At 73.6% G+C, this 16,794-nt stretch carries 17 protein-coding genes; 7 read left to right on the forward strand and 10 right to left on the reverse strand.

What is annotated here, in order from left to right; all coding sequences use genetic code 11:
• Nucleotides 1–3 precede the first annotated feature (3 nt).
• From IF23_RS0100805 to IF23_RS0100840, 8 genes are all read right to left on the reverse strand, one after another.
• Nucleotides 4–954: an EamA family transporter gene (locus tag IF23_RS0100805; RefSeq protein ID WP_078653705.1), complete on the reverse strand. Its 951-nt coding sequence runs from the start codon at nucleotides 952–954 to the stop codon at nucleotides 4–6.
• Nucleotides 955–966: 12 nt separating this feature from the next.
• Complete coding sequence (locus IF23_RS0100810) at nucleotides 967–1,725, reverse strand: PIG-L deacetylase family protein (RefSeq protein WP_030278602.1); 759 nt, start codon at nucleotides 1,723–1,725, stop codon at nucleotides 967–969.
• On the reverse strand, nucleotides 1,722–2,573 hold the full coding sequence (locus IF23_RS0100815; RefSeq protein ID WP_245654849.1) for an SAM-dependent methyltransferase: 852 nt from the start codon (nucleotides 2,571–2,573) through the stop codon (nucleotides 1,722–1,724). Before IF23_RS0100815 ends, IF23_RS0100810 begins: the two co-directional genes overlap by 4 nt.
• Nucleotides 2,574–2,640: 67 nt before the next feature.
• Nucleotides 2,641–3,102 carry a MaoC family dehydratase gene (locus tag IF23_RS0100820; RefSeq protein ID WP_030278605.1) on the reverse strand — a complete coding sequence of 154 codons (462 nt, stop codon included), beginning with the start codon at nucleotides 3,100–3,102 and terminating at the stop codon, nucleotides 2,641–2,643.
• Between the two features lie 7 nt (nucleotides 3,103–3,109).
• Nucleotides 3,110–3,757 carry a maleylpyruvate isomerase family mycothiol-dependent enzyme gene (locus IF23_RS0100825; RefSeq protein ID WP_030278606.1) on the reverse strand — a complete coding sequence of 216 codons (648 nt, stop codon included), beginning with the start codon at nucleotides 3,755–3,757 and terminating at the stop codon, nucleotides 3,110–3,112.
• A complete protein-coding gene (locus tag IF23_RS0100830; RefSeq protein ID WP_030278607.1) occupies nucleotides 3,754–3,996 on the reverse strand; it encodes a hypothetical protein in 243 nt (80 codons plus the stop codon). The genes IF23_RS0100825 and IF23_RS0100830 overlap by 4 nt, the downstream gene beginning before the upstream one ends.
• Before the next feature lie 77 nt (nucleotides 3,997–4,073).
• A complete protein-coding gene (locus IF23_RS0100835) occupies nucleotides 4,074–4,895 on the reverse strand; it encodes an aminoacyl--tRNA ligase-related protein (RefSeq protein WP_051739054.1) in 822 nt (273 codons plus the stop codon).
• Between the two features lie 20 nt (nucleotides 4,896–4,915).
• A complete protein-coding gene (locus IF23_RS0100840; protein ID WP_030278609.1) occupies nucleotides 4,916–5,815 on the reverse strand; it encodes a diiron oxygenase in 900 nt (299 codons plus the stop codon).
• Between the two features lie 625 nt (nucleotides 5,816–6,440).
• On the opposite strand from IF23_RS0100840, the gene IF23_RS0100845 reads away from it, so the two are divergent.
• Nucleotides 6,441–8,576: a primosomal protein N' gene (locus IF23_RS0100845; protein WP_030278612.1), complete on the forward strand. Its 2,136-nt coding sequence runs from the start codon at nucleotides 6,441–6,443 to the stop codon at nucleotides 8,574–8,576.
• 133 nt (nucleotides 8,577–8,709) lie between these two features.
• Here IF23_RS0100845 and IF23_RS0100850 read toward each other — a convergent pair whose 3' ends face one another.
• Nucleotides 8,710–9,252, reverse strand: coding sequence for a hypothetical protein (locus tag IF23_RS0100850; protein ID WP_030278614.1), 543 nt, complete (start codon nucleotides 9,250–9,252; stop codon nucleotides 8,710–8,712).
• A gap of 321 nt (nucleotides 9,253–9,573) precedes the next feature.
• On the opposite strand from IF23_RS0100850, the gene fmt reads away from it, so the two are divergent.
• The gene (gene fmt, locus IF23_RS0100855; RefSeq protein WP_030278616.1) at nucleotides 9,574–10,512 is read left to right on the forward strand and encodes a methionyl-tRNA formyltransferase; all 939 of its coding nucleotides are present in this window, start codon (nucleotides 9,574–9,576) and stop codon (nucleotides 10,510–10,512) included.
• A gap of 144 nt (nucleotides 10,513–10,656) precedes the next feature.
• The gene (locus IF23_RS0100860; protein WP_030278617.1) at nucleotides 10,657–12,090 is read left to right on the forward strand and encodes an RsmB/NOP family class I SAM-dependent RNA methyltransferase; all 1,434 of its coding nucleotides are present in this window, start codon (nucleotides 10,657–10,659) and stop codon (nucleotides 12,088–12,090) included.
• Between the two features lie 121 nt (nucleotides 12,091–12,211).
• Here IF23_RS0100860 and IF23_RS0100865 read toward each other — a convergent pair whose 3' ends face one another.
• Nucleotides 12,212–13,657 carry a glyceraldehyde-3-phosphate dehydrogenase gene (locus IF23_RS0100865; RefSeq protein ID WP_030278619.1) on the reverse strand — a complete coding sequence of 482 codons (1,446 nt, stop codon included), beginning with the start codon at nucleotides 13,655–13,657 and terminating at the stop codon, nucleotides 12,212–12,214.
• A 195-nt stretch (nucleotides 13,658–13,852) separates the two neighbouring features.
• On the opposite strand from IF23_RS0100865, the gene rpe reads away from it, so the two are divergent.
• The 4 genes from rpe (at nucleotide 13,853) to IF23_RS0100885 (ending at nucleotide 16,706) form a co-directional block, all read left to right on the forward strand.
• Nucleotides 13,853–14,533 carry a ribulose-phosphate 3-epimerase gene (rpe, locus tag IF23_RS0100870; RefSeq protein ID WP_030278621.1) on the forward strand — a complete coding sequence of 227 codons (681 nt, stop codon included), beginning with the start codon at nucleotides 13,853–13,855 and terminating at the stop codon, nucleotides 14,531–14,533.
• A 204-nt stretch (nucleotides 14,534–14,737) separates the two neighbouring features.
• Nucleotides 14,738–15,727 carry a sugar-binding transcriptional regulator gene (locus tag IF23_RS0100875; RefSeq protein ID WP_030278623.1) on the forward strand — a complete coding sequence of 330 codons (990 nt, stop codon included), beginning with the start codon at nucleotides 14,738–14,740 and terminating at the stop codon, nucleotides 15,725–15,727.
• 89 nt (nucleotides 15,728–15,816) lie between these two features.
• Nucleotides 15,817–16,269 (forward strand): guanyl-specific ribonuclease, encoded by a 453-nt coding sequence (locus IF23_RS0100880; protein ID WP_030278625.1) that lies wholly within the window; start codon nucleotides 15,817–15,819, stop codon nucleotides 16,267–16,269.
• A complete protein-coding gene (locus IF23_RS0100885; RefSeq protein WP_030278628.1) occupies nucleotides 16,266–16,706 on the forward strand; it encodes a barstar family protein in 441 nt (146 codons plus the stop codon). The genes IF23_RS0100880 and IF23_RS0100885 overlap by 4 nt, the downstream gene beginning before the upstream one ends.
• The last annotated feature ends 88 nt before the right edge of the window (nucleotides 16,707–16,794 follow it).

Genomic DNA, 16,794 nt, shown 5'->3' on the forward strand with positions numbered 1-16,794 from the left:
GTGTCAACTCGCTTTCGTGGCGTCGGCGGGCTTCTCGCCGCCGGGGACTGCGCTCGGCACGGGCCCGGGGTGGCGCAGGGCCCACCGGGCGCGCACCTTGCCGATCACATCGAACTGGTTGAGGACCAGCCCGAGGATCACCAGTGTGATGGCCGTCGCCTTCATCGTGCCCAGGGGCTCACCGAGGAGCAGCATCGACGACGCCATGCCGAAGATCGGCACCAGCAGCGTCAACGGCGCGACCCGCGAGGTGCGGTAGGTCCGCATCAGATGGCCCCAGAGCGCGAAGCCGAAGAGGATCGTCGGGTAGACCATGTAGAGCAGCGAGCCGAGGCCGGTCCAGCCCATGGTGGTGAAGGAGTGCTCGACGGTGCCCCAGCCGCCGAGCCCCAGCGACAGCAGGAACATCGGGATCGGCGGCACCAGGCTCGCCCAGACCGTGAACGCCAGCGCGTTCTCCGGCTTGGCCTTCTTGATGATCAGGTTGGCGACGGCCCAGGACAGCGAGGCGCCGACGACCATGACCGTACCGGCCGCGGTGACCGAACCGTCGGTGACGGCGGCGACCAGCCCCATGCCGACCGCCGCCACCACGAACCCCACCAGATAGCGGGGGCTGATGCGTTCGCCCATCAGCCCCGCCGCCAGGCCGATCGTCCAGAACGCCTGGAGCTGCATCACGACCGAGGCCAGACCCGCCGAGAAGCCCAGGTCCATCCCGGCGAAGAGCAGCCCGAACTGGCCGATGCCGAAGAAGACCCCGTACAGCAGGAGATAGCGCCACGGCACGTTCGGCCGCTTGAAGAAGAAGACCGCGGGGACGGCCGCGAGGAGGAAGCGGAGCGACGCCAGGAGATAGGGGTCGAACGAGCGCAGCCCGATGTCGATGATGGCGAAGTTCACTCCCCAGATGACCATCACCAGGACGGCACCCAGGAATTTGGACAGTGGCAAGAACGCTCCTCTTCAGGGTTGTGAGGGGGCCGCGGGCGCGGCGGCGTCGGTGCGGACGACCTGGAACGCCTCGGCGAGCCGCCCGGTGGGGAGCCCGCCGAGGGCCGCCTGTCCGGCCAGCTTCGCGCGGACGTCCTCGCGGAGCCGGTCGCGGTGGGCGGTCTGCGAGACATGGGCGCGCAGCGCGGCGAGCTTCCGCTCGAAGGTCTCCGTCACATCGATCCGGGTGTCCGGGCGCGGCCCGGTCGTCACCCATATCTCCGGGACGCTCCAGGGCGCCAACCCCTCCTCCAGCAGCAGCTCGGGGAAGGCCCGCGGATTGCCCGCGTCCGGGTAGAGCGCCGCCAGCGACGCCTCCCCGGCCGCGCGGTGATCGGGGTGGAGATCGGGCAGGAACGCCCAGTTGATCTCCGGGCTCTGGATCACCGCGCGGTGCGGCCGGGTCTGCCGGATCACCCGGACGATCTGCCGCCGCAGCGCGGCATCGGGTCGCAGCATCCCGTCCTGGTGGCCGAGGAACAGCACGTCCTCGACCCCGAGGACGGCGGCGGCGTCGCGCTGCTCCCGCTCCCGCCGTGCCGCGAGTTCGGCCCGGGGGACGGCCGGGTCCTCGCCGCCGCCCGAGCCGTCCGTCAGGACCAGATACGTCACCTCGGCGCCCGCGGCGGTCCAGGACGCGACGGTGCCGCCGGCGGTGAAGTCCGTGTCGTCGGGGTGGGCCGCGACGGCCAGCACCCGCAGCGCGCCGTCCGGGGAATCCGTGCCGCTCACGCCGTGCGCACCTCGGCGGTGAAGAGGAACGACCGGGGTACGCCGGTCATCGTGCGGGGCGGCACCGGGTGCGGCCAGCGCCCGAAGTCGGCGCCGTCCTCGCCCGGTTGCTTGAGGTCGGTGACCGACCAGCCGCAGTCGGGCAGGAACTCCTCGGGGGTGTCGGTGCCGAAGAGCCAGGGGTTGCCGTCCTCGGCCAGGATGTTGAGGAAGCCGCGGGCGAGCGGGTTGGTGAGCGTGGTGCGGCTCGTCATGTCGCCGAGGAGGACGGAGCCGGGCGCGGACAGCTCCCGCAGGGTGCCCAGCAGCCGCCGTACGACGTCCTCGGGGAGGAAGAAGAAGAGGCCCTCGGCCACCCATAAGGTGGGCTGCCGCGGGTCGAACCCGGCGGCGTGCAGATCGTCCTGCCACTGCTCGGCGAGGTCGACCGCGACGGCGCGGCGGTGCGGCCCGCCGGAGGTGTCGACGCCGTGCTCGGCGAGGAGTTCGGCCTTGGCGTCGAGCAGCGCCGGGCGGTCGAGTTCGTAGAGGGTGACGCCGTCGGGCCAGGTCAGCCGGGCGGAGCGCATGTCCATCCCGGCGGCCACGGAGACCACCTGGCGCAGCCCGCGGTCGCGGACGGCGCGGACGAGGGCGTCGTCGAGGTAGCGGGTGCGGACCAGGACGAAGGGGGCGACGGCCGAGCCGCGGTACCGCTCCAGCAGGGCGAAGCCGGTGTCCCCGGCGACGGCGCGGGCCAGCGGGTCGTCGAAGATACGGTCCGGGCGCTCGGACTCCAGGGCGCGTGCGGCGGCCGTCCACTGGGCGGTCCGGGACACCGGCTCCATCTGCATTTCCGCGCTCGTCATGAGCGGTTACTCCTCTCGGGGCGGCGGCTGACCGGCGCGGGGTGTCCGCCGGTGCCGGAGGTCCGGTTCATGTGTCCTGCCCGGCGGGTCTGCGGCGGAAGATGCTGTGCAGCACCATGCTGAAGACCACCGTGCCCTCCTCGTCGAGGAGTTCGCACCGCGGGCGCAGTATTCCGGATTGCTTGCTGTGCAGTACGGGAGCCACGCCCAGCACGGTCAGGCGCGCCCGCAGGACGTCGCCGGGGCGTACCGGCCGGTGGAAGCGGAGCTCGTCCACGCCCGGCGAGCCCTCACCGGCGGAGTCGGCGAGGATCTCCTCGACGTAGCGGCGCATGAAGAGCGAGGCGGTCAGCCAGCCGCTGGCGACGAGGCCGCCGAAGTGCGACTCGCGGGCCCGCTCGGGGTCGGTGTGGAACATCTGCGGGTCGTAGGCGCGTCCGAAGGACAGCACCTCTTCCTCCGTCACCTTCACCTCGCCGAGGTCGTAGACCTCTCCGACGGGGAAGTCCTCCAGGTACCGGGTGCTCACGGCCACCTCACCATTCCGCGCTGACGAGTTCTTCGGGCGTGGCGCCGGACAGCTGGTAGCGGTCCGGGTCCACCGGGCGTCCGGTGTAGATCCGCAGCACGTCCGGGACGTCCGCGGTCAGCTGCGCCGTGGGCCGCCCGGGCACGGCGGTGCCCAGGGTGAGCCGCCGGGTGGGCAGCTGGATCTCCACCAGGGGGGTGCGCACCACGCGGTCGCAGCGGCCGAGCAGCGTGAGCGCCGCCTGGTGGCCACGGCTGTGGTACGGGTCGTCCAGGCCGATCGCGTCGCGGACGTCGCCGCCGTGGATCCAGGTGCCGAGCGCCGCCAGGTCCTTGGCGCCGCCCGCGGCCCGGATCGCGGGGCCCGCGTCCGTGAGGCCCTGCTCGAACTCGTCGATGACCTGCTTGAGCGGCCAGGAGCGGCGCTCCTCGACGTCCCGCTGGTTCTGCTCGTGGCTGGCGCGGTACGCGGGCCCGGCGGCGAGGCCGGTGAGCGCGGCGCCGCAGTGCGCGACGATGTCGCGGACCGTCCAGGCGGAGCAGACCGTGGGGCGCTTCAGATCGGCCTCGGGCAGGGTGCGTAACCGCGGGACGAGGGTGTCGCGTTCGGCGCGGAGCACCACATCGGTGGCGGCGGGGTTCTGCGGGCCCGTCATCGCACCCCCGCCCCGAAGTAGCGCGCCTCGATGCGGCGCAGGGTGCGGAAGTCGTCGATGTCGATGCTCTCCATGTCGATGTCCTCACCGCTGAGGCGGGAGACCAGGACCATGAACTCGACGAACGCGAGGGAGTCGATCAGACGGCTCTCCAGCAGGTCGAAGTCCGGCTCGATGTCGCTGACCTCGGCGTGCCGGTCGAGGATCCACTGTTTGATCTGGTCGGTGGCGGACTGCATGGCGGACTCCTTCGAAGGGTGGGGCGGGGGAGGGAAGGACGAGCGGACGCGGCGGGCGCGGACGCCCGCGCGGCGGATCAGGCCACGGCGGCCTTGTCGAGGGCCGAGGCGACGGCCGCCCAGTCGCCGTGCTTCTCGTGCAGCACGGCGAGCCAGCGCTCCAGACCGAAGGCGACACAGCTGGTGAACACCGGTCGGCCGGTGCCGGCGACACGGATGTCGCAGCGCTCGCCGAAGAAGTTGCGGTGCTTGTTCACGGAGCCGATGGCGAGGTCGCCGACGAGGAATTCGTACTTCACCGGCGACAGCATCTGGAGCTTGGCGCGCGGCCCCTCGCCGTCGAAGAACGGGTCGGACGCGGGCTCCTTGCGCATCTCCAGGCCGAGCGCCTCGGCGAAGGCGAGGATGCGCTGCGAGGAGCGTTCCAGATGGTCCTCGACGAACTCCTGGCTGCCCAGTGCGACGATCTCGCGCATGTGGAAGCCGAGCAGCCGACGGAGCCCGGTGTACTTCTCCTCGCGGCGGAAGCACCGGCCGACGAGGGTGACCAGGGTGTTGCGCTCCAGCTCCGTGCCCTCCAGGCCGAGGTAGACGGCGTAGCAGGTGGCGGGCGGCGGGGCGACCTCGGCGGGCATCAGCTGGTCGGGCGGGAAGGCGGTGGTCGCCGTCGCCGCCTCGCCCTGGGGACGCCGCTCCAGGTCCAGGCTGCTGACGGTCAGCGCCTGGTGGGGGAAGTTCTGGTAGTAGTCGAGCTTGGCCAGACCGGCGACCGGGAGCAGGGCCGGTCCGACGACGGGCTCGGCGCCGCGGGCGGTGCCCCATTCGGCGAACGTGCGATCGAGGCGGTGGAGCGCGGCGGCTTCGTCGGCGCGCAGGAACAGCAGACCGTTGGGTTCCACGGAAATGGCCTCCCGCCCGCTCAGATGCCGGGCAGGACGTCGTCGGCGAAGATGCCGGTCTTGCACATGAAAGCAAGCGGCTTCCGCACGGCGCGGCGTTCGGCATCCCGGCGCGAGGGCTCGGCGAGCAGCCTCTCCCGGAATCCGAGCGGGTCGGGAATTCCGGCGTCGCGGTAGATCTGCGGATTGTAGAAAGCGCGCAGACTGAAGGCGATGTAGCGCTTGAGGTACTGCTCGATCTCCTCGCGCTGCCCGGGGGTGAGATCTCCGACGAGGTCGGCGTGGAGCAGCGAGACCAGCTCCCGACCGAAGGCGATGTGCCGGGACTCGTCCTCGTGGTGCACCCGGTTGACCTGGCGGATCGTCTCGTGGAGCGAGGTGTCGCCCGCCATCCGCATGTTGTAGTGGTCGACGATCTCCTCGAAGAGGAGCACCCGGCAGAACACCAGAAGGTTCTCGACGCGGGGGTCCTCGTGGGCGATGGAGTTCAGCTTCGGCCCCGAGTAGATCTTCCCGCCGTAGCGCAGACAGAATTCGGCGAAGAACCACATGTGTTCGTTCTCTTCGCCGACGAAGTGGTGGAAGAAGTCCGACGGGATCTCGAACCCGCGGGTGTGGATGCGGCGCACCACCTCCACCAGGAGTTCCCGGATGCCTTCGACGTTCAGGCTGTAGAAATTGATACTCTCCCACCGCGAGAGTTGCTGCCGCTGCGCCTCGGTGAGTTCATTGACGATTTCCGTGCCGTAGGTGGAGGTGAGGTCGTCACTCATCCACATCATTTCGGACGGCAGCGTCTCGGGCCAGTCGAACTCGCGGTACGGGTTGTAGTACTCGTCGACCGACTTGTCGACGAGCCGCTGGAGTATCTCGACGAAACGCTGTTCCCGCTCCGGTCTGGGTGTGGTGGTCGACAGCATTCAATTCCCTTTCGACGATCGGTGAAAGCGGGACCGCGGGCGGGCAGGGGGCTGCCCGAGGTGATCGGTCGGCGCGGGTGGCCGTAATGGGGAAGTGGGGGTGGGAATGCGTACGGGGAGGTGACGGCGGTCGGACGGCGGGGAGTCAGTGGCGTCGAATGCCCGCCGGAGACTTTAGCGCTCTGTCTCGCTATTGGGCCAGATCCCCTGGTGAAAAGAAGGGGAGGAGCGCCTTCCGTTTGTGTCGATGCTGCTGAGGGAGTTACCTCCTTACAAGCTGCGACGAATATTGCAGCAGTATTTCGGCAGTATGAAGCGGCTGTCTGTGCGGCAAGTCTCCCCATGGGGGCGTTGCGTCATTTCCGGCCGACTTCCCCGGAGCGCCGCACGGCTTCGGCCTGGTGATTTCGGTGCGCGGAGGGCGATCAGCTTGTGTTTCCGGCGTCGGGGAACGACTCGAATTCGCTCCTGTGTGTGAACCGGTGCCGCGGGCGCCCGGGCGGGCCCCCGCGCGCGAGGGCCCCCGCCCGCGCGCGGAACCCGCGGCGCCCGCCCCGCCGCCCGGCCTCCGGGGCGGGGCGCACCCACCCGCCGTTGTCGGTGGTGTCTGCTAAGACTGGATGCCGTGAGCAGGGAAGACGGGCGCCAGGGGGCAGGGGCGGATGCGGGCGAGCAGCTGGCCCTCATCCGGGCGAGCGTGCGGGAGACGAAGGCGACCCGCGCCAAGCCGCGCACCTGGCGCGGCGCCGAGCCCGCCGCCGAGCTGCCCGTGGCCCGCGTCCTCGTCGACAAGGGTCTCGTCCACCTCGACCGCTACTTCGACTACGTCGTCCCCGCCGCCATGGACGCCGAGGCGCGCCCCGGCGTGCGGGTGCGCGTCCGCTTCGGCGCGGGTGAGAAGGGCGGGCGGCGCGAGGGCGGCAAGCTGGTCAGCGGCTTCATCGTCGACCGCGTCGCGGAGAGCGACTTCCGCGGCGTCCTCGCCCCGCTCGCCCAGGTCCTCTCCCCGGAGCCGGTGCTCACCCCCGGACTGCTCGCCCTGTGCCGCGCGGTCGCCGACCGGTACGCGGGCAGCCTCGCCGACGTCGTCCAGCTCGCCGTCCCGCCCCGCCGCGCCCGCGCCGAGGCCAAGGAGTCCCCGCCCCCGCTGCCGCCCAACGCCCCGCCGGAGCCCGGCAGCTGGCAGCGGTACGCGGCCGGGCCCGGCTTCCTCGCCGCCCTGACACGGGGCGACGCACCGCGTGCGGTGTGGACGGCGCTGCCCGGCGCCACCTGGCCCGACGAACTGGCCCGCGCCGCCGCCGCCACCCTCGCCGGGGGCCGCGGCGCACTCCTCGTGGTGCCCGACGGCCGGGCCGCCGCCCGGGTGGACGCCGCCCTCACCGCCCTCGTCGGCTCCGGTCGCCACGTCCTGCTCACCGCCGACGCCGGGCCCGAGGAGCGCTACCGCCGCTGGCTCGCCGTCAGCCGCGGCTCGGTGCGCGCCGTGATCGGCACCCGCGCCGCGATGTTCGCCCCCGTCGACCGCCTCGGTCTGGTCGCCCTCTGGGACGACGGCGACGCCGCGCACAGCGACCCGCACGCCCCGCAGCCGCACGCCCGCGAGGTGCTGATCCAGCGCGCGGTGGGGGAGCGGGCCGGGTTCCTGCTCGGCGGCGTGAGCTGCACGGTCGAGGCGGCGCAGCTGGTCGAGACGGGCTGGGCGCACCCGCTCACCGCCGACCGCGAGCGGGTCCGCGCCACCGCCCCCCGTATCCGTACGGTCGGCGAGGGCGACGAGGCGCGCGACGAGGCGGCCCGCGCCGCGCGGCTGCCGTCGATGGCCTGGCAGGTGGTGCGCGAAGGGCTCCGGCACGGCCCGGTCCTCGTCCAGGTGCCCCGGCGCGGCTACGCGCCCCGGCTGGCCTGCGCCCGCTGCCGGACCCCGGCCCGCTGCCGCGCCTGCGCGGGCCCGCTGGAGTCGCCCGGCGCCGACGACCTGGTGTGCGCCTGGTGCGGACGGGCCGAGCCGGACTGGCACTGCGCGGAGTGCGGCGGCGCCCGGCTGCGCGCCCAGGTGGTGGGCGCCCGGCGCACGGCCGAGGAGCTGGGCCGGGCGTTCCCCGCCGTCCCCGTGCGCACCTCGGGCCGCGACCACGTCCTGGCGACGGTGCCGGACACCCCCGCCCTGGTGGTCTCCACCCCGGGCGCCGAGCCGGTCGCGGAGGGCCCCGGGTACGCCGCCGGGCTGTTGCTGGACGGCTGGGCACTGCTCGGCCGCCCGGATCTGCGCGCCGGGGAGGAGGCGCTGCGCCGCTGGCTGACCGCCGCCGCGCTGGTCCGCGGGCAGGAGGCGGGCGGCACGGTCGCGGTGATCGCGGAGCCGACGCTGCGGCCGGTGCAGGCGCTGGTGCGCTGGGATCCGGTGGGCCACGCCGTCCGCGAGCTGGCGGAGCGGGCCGAGCTGGGCTTTCCGCCGGTCTCCCGGATGGCGGCGGTCACCGGCCGCCCCGACGACATCGCCGCGCTGCTGGCATCCGCCGGACTCCCGCCCGGCGCCGAGGTGTTGGGCCCGGTGCCGCTGCCGGTCCCCGACCCCGGGCGGCCGCGCCGCCCCGGCGATCCGCCGCCGGGCGAGAGCTGGGAGCGGGCGCTGGTCCGGGTGCGGCCCGGTCAGGGCGCGGCGCTGGCGGCGGCCCTGAAGGCGGCCCGCGCGGCCCGCCTGGTCAAGCGGGAGGGGGAGGCGGTCCGGGTCCGGATCGACCCGCCCGACCTGGGCTGACCACGGGCCGTTGACGGCCGCGGCTTCGGCCCGCGGGCGCCCGGCGCTCCGCCGTCGGCCGGTCTCGTACACCCGGCCCGCGGGCGCGCGCTTCCGGGTCGCGCCGGGCGCCCGGCGGCCGGGAGGGGCGGCGTCAGCCGTTGCGGGGTGTGGGGAACGCGCCGGTCCGGGGCTCCTCGCGGGGGGCGGTGGCGGGCTGCGCGGGCATCTGGCGGGCCGCGGGCACCGACGGCGTACCGGACAGGCCCGCGGCGACGGCCACCGCGCGGGAGGTGGTCGCCTCGGGGGAGCGGTGCGCGGCGTCGGCGCCCTCGGCGGTGTGCCGGTCGGCCCGGCGGCCACCGTAACGGCGGTGCACCGCCTGCTTGGTGACGCCGAGCGCGGAGCCCACCGCGTCCCAGGAGAAGCCCAGCGAACGGTCGAAGTCGACGGCGGCGGTGACGAGCGTCTCGACGCTGTCCCGCAGTTCCTGGGCGAGGCGGACCGTGGGGGCGGGCGCGCGGCCGTAGACGACGAATCCGGCGGAGGGGCCGGTGCGGCGCGGCCGGTAGACGTTGCCGAGCTGGGCGGTCAGGGTGCGCAACGCGTCCACCTGCCGGCGTACCCGCTCGATGTCGCGTACCAGGAGATGCAGGCTGGCGCGCGCCTGGGCGTCGTGGGTTGCGTGGTCGGCCATGTGAAAGCCTCTCGAACCGGCGTGGAAAGGGAAGATGACAAGGGTGGGCCGCGCCTGCGACCCGGGTGGGGATGGTCAATGCTGTTTGACCAACGCGACAGCGGCGCCTCTGGTCACGGTGTGGGGGCGTAACGGCTCGTCAGGACGGCGCGGCGCGCCCCGCACGCCCCCGGACGGACCAGCGCCGCAGCGGTCCGCCGCCGGACGGCGCGCGGACGGGGGCGCCCGGCGCCGGTCCGGGCCCCGTGCACCCGGTGGGGGCGGCGTCCGGCCGTAGACTGGTGCGCCGTTCCGCAGCGTGTGAGAGGTAGTGCGCCACCCATGAGGCTCGTCTTCGCCGGTACCCCCGAGGTCGCCGTACCTGCCCTGGATGCCCTGATCGCCTCCGACCGGCATGAGGTGGTGGCCGTGGTGACCCGGCCGGACGCCCCGGCCGGTCGCGGCCGACGGCTGGTCGCGAGCCCCGTCGCCGAGCGGGCCGAGGAGGCGGGTATCGAGGTGCTCAAGCCCGCGAAGCCCGGCGACCCCGAGTTCCTGGCCCGGCTGCGGGAGATCGCCCCCGACTGCTGCCCGGTCGTCGCCTACGGCGCGCTGCTGCCGCAGTCCGCGCTGGACATCCCCGCCGAGGGCTGGGTCAACCTCCACTTCTCGCTGCTCCCTGCCTGGCGCGGCGCCGCACCCGTGCAGCACGCCGTGCTCGCCGGGGACGAGGTCACCGGCGCCTCGACCTTCCAGATCGAGAAGGGGCTCGACTCCGGCCCGGTCTTCGGCGTGCTCACCGAGGAGATCCGGCCCACCGACACCGCCGGTGACCTGCTCACCCGGCTCGCGTTCGCCGGTGCCGGGCTGCTCGCCGCGACGATGGACGGCATCCAGGACGGCACCCTGCACGCCGTCCCGCAGCCCGCCGAGGGCGTCTCGCTCGCCCCGAAGATCGAGGTCGAGGACGCCCGGGTGGACTGGGCGGCGCCCGCGCTGCGGGTGGAGCGGGTGGTCCGCGGCTGTGCGCCGTCCCCCGGCGCCTGGACGCTCTTCCGCGGCGAGCGGCTGAAGCTGATGGCCACCGCGTCGGTCGGCCCGGACGCCGATCTGCACCTCGCCCCCGGTGAGCTGGCCGTCACCAAGAAGGCGGTGTACGTCGGCACCGGCAGCCACGCCGTCGAGCTGCTCTGGGTCCAGCCGCAGGGCAAGAAGCCGATGAAGGGCGCCGACTGGGCGCGCGGTGTCCGTATCGAGGCGGGCGAGGTCATCGGGGAGTAGCGCCCGGCCCGGCGTCCGGGGACGGCGGCCGGTGGTCCGCCGACGGCCGCCGCCCGCCGCCGCCCCGGGCTCCCCGCACCGCGCGTACGCTGGTCACACACCCTTTCCGCTCGCCTTTCCCTCTCGTACCCGGAGCACCTTTTCGTGAGCCAGCAGCCGCGTCGCCGTCCCAGCAAGCCCTACCGCCGCCCGCAGAAGGACCCGGTCCGGATCCTCGCGTTCGAGGCGCTGCGGGCCGTCGACGAGCGGGACGCCTACGCCAACCTCGTCCTGCCGCCGCTGCTGCGCAGGGCACGCGAGAACCCGGACTTCGACAGCCGGGACGCGGCGCTCGCCACCGAGCTGGTCTACGGCACGCTGCGCCGCCAGGGCACCTACGACGCGATCGTCGCGCAGTGCGTGGACCGCCCGCTGCGCGAGGTGGACCCGCCGGTCCTCGACGTCCTCACCCTCGGCGCCCACCAGCTGCTCGGCACCCGTATCCCCACCCACGCGGCGGTCAGCGCCAGCGTGGAGCTGGCCCGGGTGGTGCTCGGCGACGGCCGCGCCAAGTTCGTCAACGCGGTGCTGCGCAAGGTCGCGGCGGCCGACATGGACACCTGGCTGGAGCGGATCGCCCCCGATTACGACGAGGCCGCCGAGGAGCACCTCGGGCTGGTCCACGCCCACCCCCGCTGGATCGTCTCCGCCCTGTGGGACGCGCTCGGCGGCGGCCGCGCGGGCATCGAGGACCTGCTGGAGGCCGACAACGAACGGCCCGAGGTCACGCTGGTCGCCCGCCCCGGCCGGTCCACCGCCGAGGAGTTGCTGACCGCCGCGGGCGAGGACCGCGCGCTGCCCGGCCGCTGGTCGCCGTACGCGGTCCGGCTGGCCGAGGGCGGTGAGCCCGGGGCGCTGGACGCGGTGCGCGAGGGGCGTGCCGGGGTGCAGGACGAGGGGAGTCAGCTGGTCGCGCTGGCGCTGGCGAACGCGCCCGTCGAGGGCGACGACCGGCGCTGGCTGGACGGCTGTGCCGGCCCCGGCGGCAAGGCGGCGCTGCTGGCCGCGCTGGCGGCGGAGCGCGGGGCGGCGCTGCTCGCCTCCGAGAAGCAGCCGCACCGTGCCGGTCTGGTGGCCCGCGCCCTGGAGGGCAACCCCGGCCCGTACGCGGTGATCGCCGCCGACGGCACCCGCCCCGCGTGGCGGCCCGGCGCCTTCGACCGGGTGCTGGTCGACGTGCCGTGCACCGGTCTGGGCGCGCTGCGCCGCCGCCCCGAGGCCCGCTGGCGCCGCCGCCCGGAGGACCTGGACGGTTTCGCGCCGCTCCAGCGGGAGCTGCTGCGCCAGGCGCTGGCCGCGGTCCGGGTCGGCGGCGTCGTCGGCTACGCGACCTGCTCGCCGCACCTCGCCGAGACCCGCGCCGTCGTGGACGACGTCCTCAAGGGCCGCGGCGGTGTGCCGGTCGGCGCGGAGTGGATCGACGCCCGCCCGCTGATGCCCGGCGTCCCGGCGCTCGGTGACGGTCCCGATGTTCAGCTGTGGCCGCATCTGCACGGTACGGACGCGATGTACCTGGCGCTGCTGCGGCGTACCGCCTGAGCGGACGCCGCCGGAAACACCCGCGGCCGACGGCCGCCGTGGCCGGTGTCCGACCCCCTGGGGGATCGGGCACCGGCCACGGCCGCTCGTCGGCCGCTGTGCCGGGTGCGGGCGGTGTCGGTCAGACCGCCGGTGCCGGGTACGTCGGGTACTCGACGCCGGAGACGTACTGCACGACGCGGATGACCTGGCAGGAGTAGCCGAACTCGTTGTCGTACCAGAGGTAGAGGATGGCGTTGTCGCCCTCGACCTTGGTGGCACCGGCGTCGACGATCGAGGCGTGGCGCGAGCCGATGAAGTCGTTCGAGACGGCGTCGGGGGCGCTGGTGAAGTCGATCTGACGCTTCAGCGGGGAGGTCAGCGAGACCTCGCGGAGGTGGTCGAGGACCTCCTCGCGGGTGGTCTCGCGGGCCAGCTGGAGGTTGAGGATCGCGATGGAGACGTCCGGCACGGGCACCCGGATCGAGCTGCCGGTGATCTTCGCCTTCAGGTCGGGCAGCGCCTTGGCGACGGCGGAGGCGGCACCCGTCTCCGTGATCACCATGTTGAGCGGCGCCGACCGGCCGCGCCGCTCCGACTTGTGGTAATTGTCCAGCAGGTTCTGGTCGTTGGTGAACGAGTGGACGGTCTCGACGTGGCCGCGCACGACGCCGTACTCGTCCTCCATCGCCTTCAGCGGCGGGACGATCGCGTTGGTGGTGCAGGAGGCGCAGGACAGGATCTGCTCGTCCGGCTTGATCATGTCGTGGTTGACGCCGTGGACGATGTTCGGGACGTCGCCCTTGCCCGGGGCGGTCAGGACGACCTTGTCGACACCGGGGCGCAGGTGCTTCGAGAGCCCCTCGCGGTCGCGCCACTTGCCGGTGTTGTCGATGAGGATGGCGTCCTTGATGCCGTACTCGGTGTAGTCGATCTCGGACGGGTCGTTGGCGTAGATCACCTTGATCTCGTTGCCGTTGGCGACGATGGTGCCGTTCGCCTCGTCCACGGTGATCGTGCCCTGGAACTGACCGTGGATGGAGTCGCGCCGCAGCAGCGAGGCGCGCTTGACCAGGTCGTCGGCGCCGCCGCCGCGCACCACGATGGCGCGCAGCCGCAGACCGTTGCCGGAGCCGGCCTTCTCGATGAGCAGGCGGGCCACGAGGCGGCCGATGCGGCCGAAGCCGTACAGGACGACGTCCCGGCCCTGGCGGCACTCGATCTTGTTGGCGCCGGTGGCGCCGGAGACCGCCTCGGCGGTGAACTCCTCGATGCTCAGACCGCGCTCGTCGGCCTTGTACGTCGCGGCGAGCATGCCGAGGTCGATCTGGGAGGGGCCGAGGTCGAGCGTGGTGAGCGCCTGGAGGAACGGCAGGGTGTCGGTGACCGACAGCTCCTCACCGGCGATCTGCCGGGCGAAGCGGTGGGTCTTGAGGATGCTGACCACCGACTTGTTCACCAAGGAGCGGCTGTGCAGCAGGACGGTCACGTCCCGCTCGCGGTGCAGCTTCCCGATGATCGGGATCATCGACTCCGCGATCTCCTCGCGGTTCTTCCAGTTGGTGAACGAGTCGTCGTTGACAGTCACAGGCTTATCTCTCGATCGAGCTAGGCGGTGCTCATATGCTAACCCGACGCAAATTCGATACTCCGGCCGGTGTCCGAGGGGGAGCGCGGCGAACGGGCCCGGTCCGCGGGGCCGCGGGCCCGGTCGGCGGCCCCGCCCGGGCGCTCCCCGGGGCACTCCGCGAAGCCGCCGCGGGGGTCAGGTCATACTGGTCACATGGCCTTGATCAACCCCAGCATCCTGTCCGCGGACTTCTCCCGGCTCGCCGAGGAGGCGCGGGCCGTCGAGGGCGCCGACTGGCTCCATGTCGACGTGATGGACAACCACTTCGTGCCCAATCTCACGCTCGGGGTGCCGGTCGTCGAGTCGCTGAGCCGCGCGACGGACACCCCGCTCGACCTCCATCTGATGATCGAGGACCCGGACCGGTGGGCCCCGCAGTACATCGAGGCGGGCGCGGGCTCGGTGACCTTCCACGCGGAGGCGGCGGCCGCCCCCGTCCGGCTGGCGCGGGAGATCCGGGCCAAGGGCGCACGGGCGTCGATGGCCCTCAAGCCGGCCACACCGATCGAGCCGTACGAGGACCTGCTGCCCGAGCTGGACATGGTGCTGATCATGACCGTGGAGCCGGGCTTCGGCGGGCAGGCGTTCCTCGACATCATGCTGCCGAAGATCCGGCGCACCCGTGAGCTGATCTCCCGGCACGGGCTCCAGATGTGGCTCCAGGTGGACGGCGGGGTGTCGGCGTCCACCATCGAGCGGTGCGCCGAGGCCGGTGCCGACGTCTTCGTCGCCGGATCCGCCGTCTATGGCGCCGACGATCCGGCCAAGGCCGTCCGCGAGCTGCGGGAGCAGGCGGCGGCCGCGACCCCGGCGGGCTGGGGCTGCACCCACTGATCCCGGGCGGCGGGCCGAACTCCGGCCCGCCGCCGCTCCTTTCATCCTCGCCCCGCCCCCGGTTGTCCGCGCCGCCACCGGCCGTTCACGGCCCCGGGGTGGTCGTGGTCCCCGTCCGCCGCGGGTTTCTGCAAGGATGAGCAAAGACTCGATCAGATGCGCACAGGGGAGATTTTCGTGGTAGCCAGCCGCCCGCAGTCCGGTATGGGCCCCGCCGAGCTGGTGCAGGCCGCGGCCATGGCCCGCCGTTTCTATCTGGAGGGCAAGTCCAAAATCCAGATCGCCGAGGAGTTCGGCGTCAGCCGCTTCAAGGTCGCCCGGGTGCTGGAGACGGCGCTGGAGCGGGATCTCGTACGGATCGAGATCAGGGTGCCGTCCGAGCTGGACGCCGAACGCTCCGACGCGCTGCGCGCCCGCTACGGCCTGCGGCACGCCGTCGTCGTCGAGTCCCCGGCCGACGCCTCCGAGGAGGCCGCCGACCCGGAGAACCTCGGCGAGGTCGCCGCCGACCTGCTCGGCGAGCTGGTCACCGAGGGCGATGTGCTCGGCCTGGCCTGGGGCCGCTCCACCATCCACATGGCGGCGGCGCTGCACCGCCTCCCGCCGTGCACCGTCGTCCAGCTCACCGGCGTCTACGACGCGGGGACCGCCGACCGCGGCTCCGTCGAGGCGGTCCGCCGGGCCGCCGAGGTCTCCGGCGGCGAGGCGCACCCGATCTACGCGCCGATGCTGCTGCCGGACCCGGCGACCGCCGCCGCGCTGCGCGGCCAGACCGGTATCGCCCGCGCCTTCGAGCACTTCGACAAGGTCACCGTCGCCTGTGTCTCCATCGGCTCCTGGGAGCCCGGCGTCTCGACCGTCTACGACATGCTCAGTGACGACGAGCGCGCGCACTACGCCTCGCTGGGCGCCGCCGCCGAGATGTCCGCGCACCTCTTCGACGCCGAGGGCCGCCGTATCGGCCGGGATCTGGGCGAGCGGTGCATCACGGTGGAGGCGGACCGGCTGCGCCGGATCCCCGAGGTCGTCGCCATCGCGGGGGGCCGCCGCAAGGCCGCCGCGATCGGTGCGGTGCTCCGCTCCGGCCTGGTCACCAGCCTGGTCACGGACACCGCCGCCGCCGATCACCTGCTGCTGGAGACCGGTCCGGGCCCGCGCCCGGCCCTGGAGCGCACCGACCCGGACGGCGCCTGAGGGACGGCGCCCGGTGGCAGGCGCCGCCGTCCCACCGCAGCGGGGGAACCGGCGCGGCGGCCCGGCCCCCGCTGTGACAGCATCGGCGCATGAAGATCCGCTTCTCCGTCCGCCCGGCCGCCACCGCCCTCGCGGCCCTGCTCTCCGGGCTGCTGCTGGTCCTGACCGGCTGCGGTCCGGGCCACGGCTCCGCCGCCTCCCCGGGCCCGTCCGCCACCCGCACCGCCGCCTCCCGTCCGGCCGGTGCCCCCGGCTGGGCGCACGGCATGGCGACGGTCACGGAGCGGGAGCTGCCGCACGAGGCGCGCGAGACGCTGCGGCTGATCGACGCCGGAGGCCCGTACCCGTACCGCAAGGACGGCACCGTCTTCGGGAACTACGAGAAGCGGCTGCCGGGGCAGGCGCGGGGCTACTACCACGAGTTCACCGTGCCCACGCCGGGCGCCCGGGACCGCGGTGCGCGGCGGCTGATCACCGGGCAGCACCACGAGACCTTCTACACCGCCGACCACTACCGGAGCTTCAAGGCGGTGCTGCGGTGACCGCCCCCGTGCCGCGGCCGTTGGCGAACGTGCTCGGCGGCTCCACCCCGCCCGGAGTGCTGTCCTGGCCCGCCGGGCGCCCGGTGTCCGACGCGCTCACCGCGGCCGCCGCGGCCGGGTGGCAGGGTGTGGACCTCGACCTCACCGGCGCCCGGGACAAGGCCGCCTTCCTCGACCGCTGCGCCCGTGCGCTGCGGTTCCCGGACTGGTTCGGGCACAACTGGGACGCGCTGGCCGACTGTCTGACCGATCTGTCGTGGTGCCCGGCGGCCCGCGGACGGCTGCTGGTGATCACCGGCTGGCAGGAGTTCGCCGCGGCCGCGCCCGAGGACTGGCATGTGGTCGAGAACGTCATCGCCGATGCGGTCGCCCACTGGCGCGACACCGCCACCGGCCTCGCCGTGATCCTCGCCCGGGGCCCGGCCCGGCCCGCCTGAGCCGCCGCCGGGCGATCCGCCGGGCCGCCGTTCGTCGCTTTGCACAGCCCGCCGCGGCGGCTCGTCGGATGATCGCATCACCGCAGGT

The sequence above is a fragment of the Streptomyces catenulae genome (assembly GCF_000718015.1).
GTDB lineage: Bacteria > Actinomycetota > Actinomycetes > Streptomycetales > Streptomycetaceae > Streptomyces > Streptomyces catenulae.

Coding starts and splice junctions, on each gene's coding strand:
- IF23_RS0100830 (WP_030278607.1), bottom strand. CDS start 3,996: ATGCAGTCCGCCACCGACCAGATCAAACAGTGGATCCTCGACCGGCAC.
- IF23_RS0100880 (WP_030278625.1), top strand. CDS start 15,817: ATGAAGATCCGCTTCTCCGTCCGCCCGGCCGCCACCGCCCTCGCGGCC.
- IF23_RS0100840 (WP_030278609.1), bottom strand. CDS start 5,815: ATGCTGTCGACCACCACACCCAGACCGGAGCGGGAACAGCGTTTCGTC.
- IF23_RS0100875 (WP_030278623.1), top strand. CDS start 14,738: ATGGGCCCCGCCGAGCTGGTGCAGGCCGCGGCCATGGCCCGCCGTTTC.
- IF23_RS0100825 (WP_030278606.1), bottom strand. CDS start 3,757: ATGACGGGCCCGCAGAACCCCGCCGCCACCGATGTGGTGCTCCGCGCC.
- fmt (WP_030278616.1), top strand. CDS start 9,574: ATGAGGCTCGTCTTCGCCGGTACCCCCGAGGTCGCCGTACCTGCCCTG.
- IF23_RS0100850 (WP_030278614.1), bottom strand. CDS start 9,252: ATGGCCGACCACGCAACCCACGACGCCCAGGCGCGCGCCAGCCTGCAT.
- IF23_RS0100815 (WP_245654849.1), bottom strand. CDS start 2,573: ATGACGAGCGCGGAAATGCAGATGGAGCCGGTGTCCCGGACCGCCCAG.
- rpe (WP_030278621.1), top strand. CDS start 13,853: ATGGCCTTGATCAACCCCAGCATCCTGTCCGCGGACTTCTCCCGGCTC.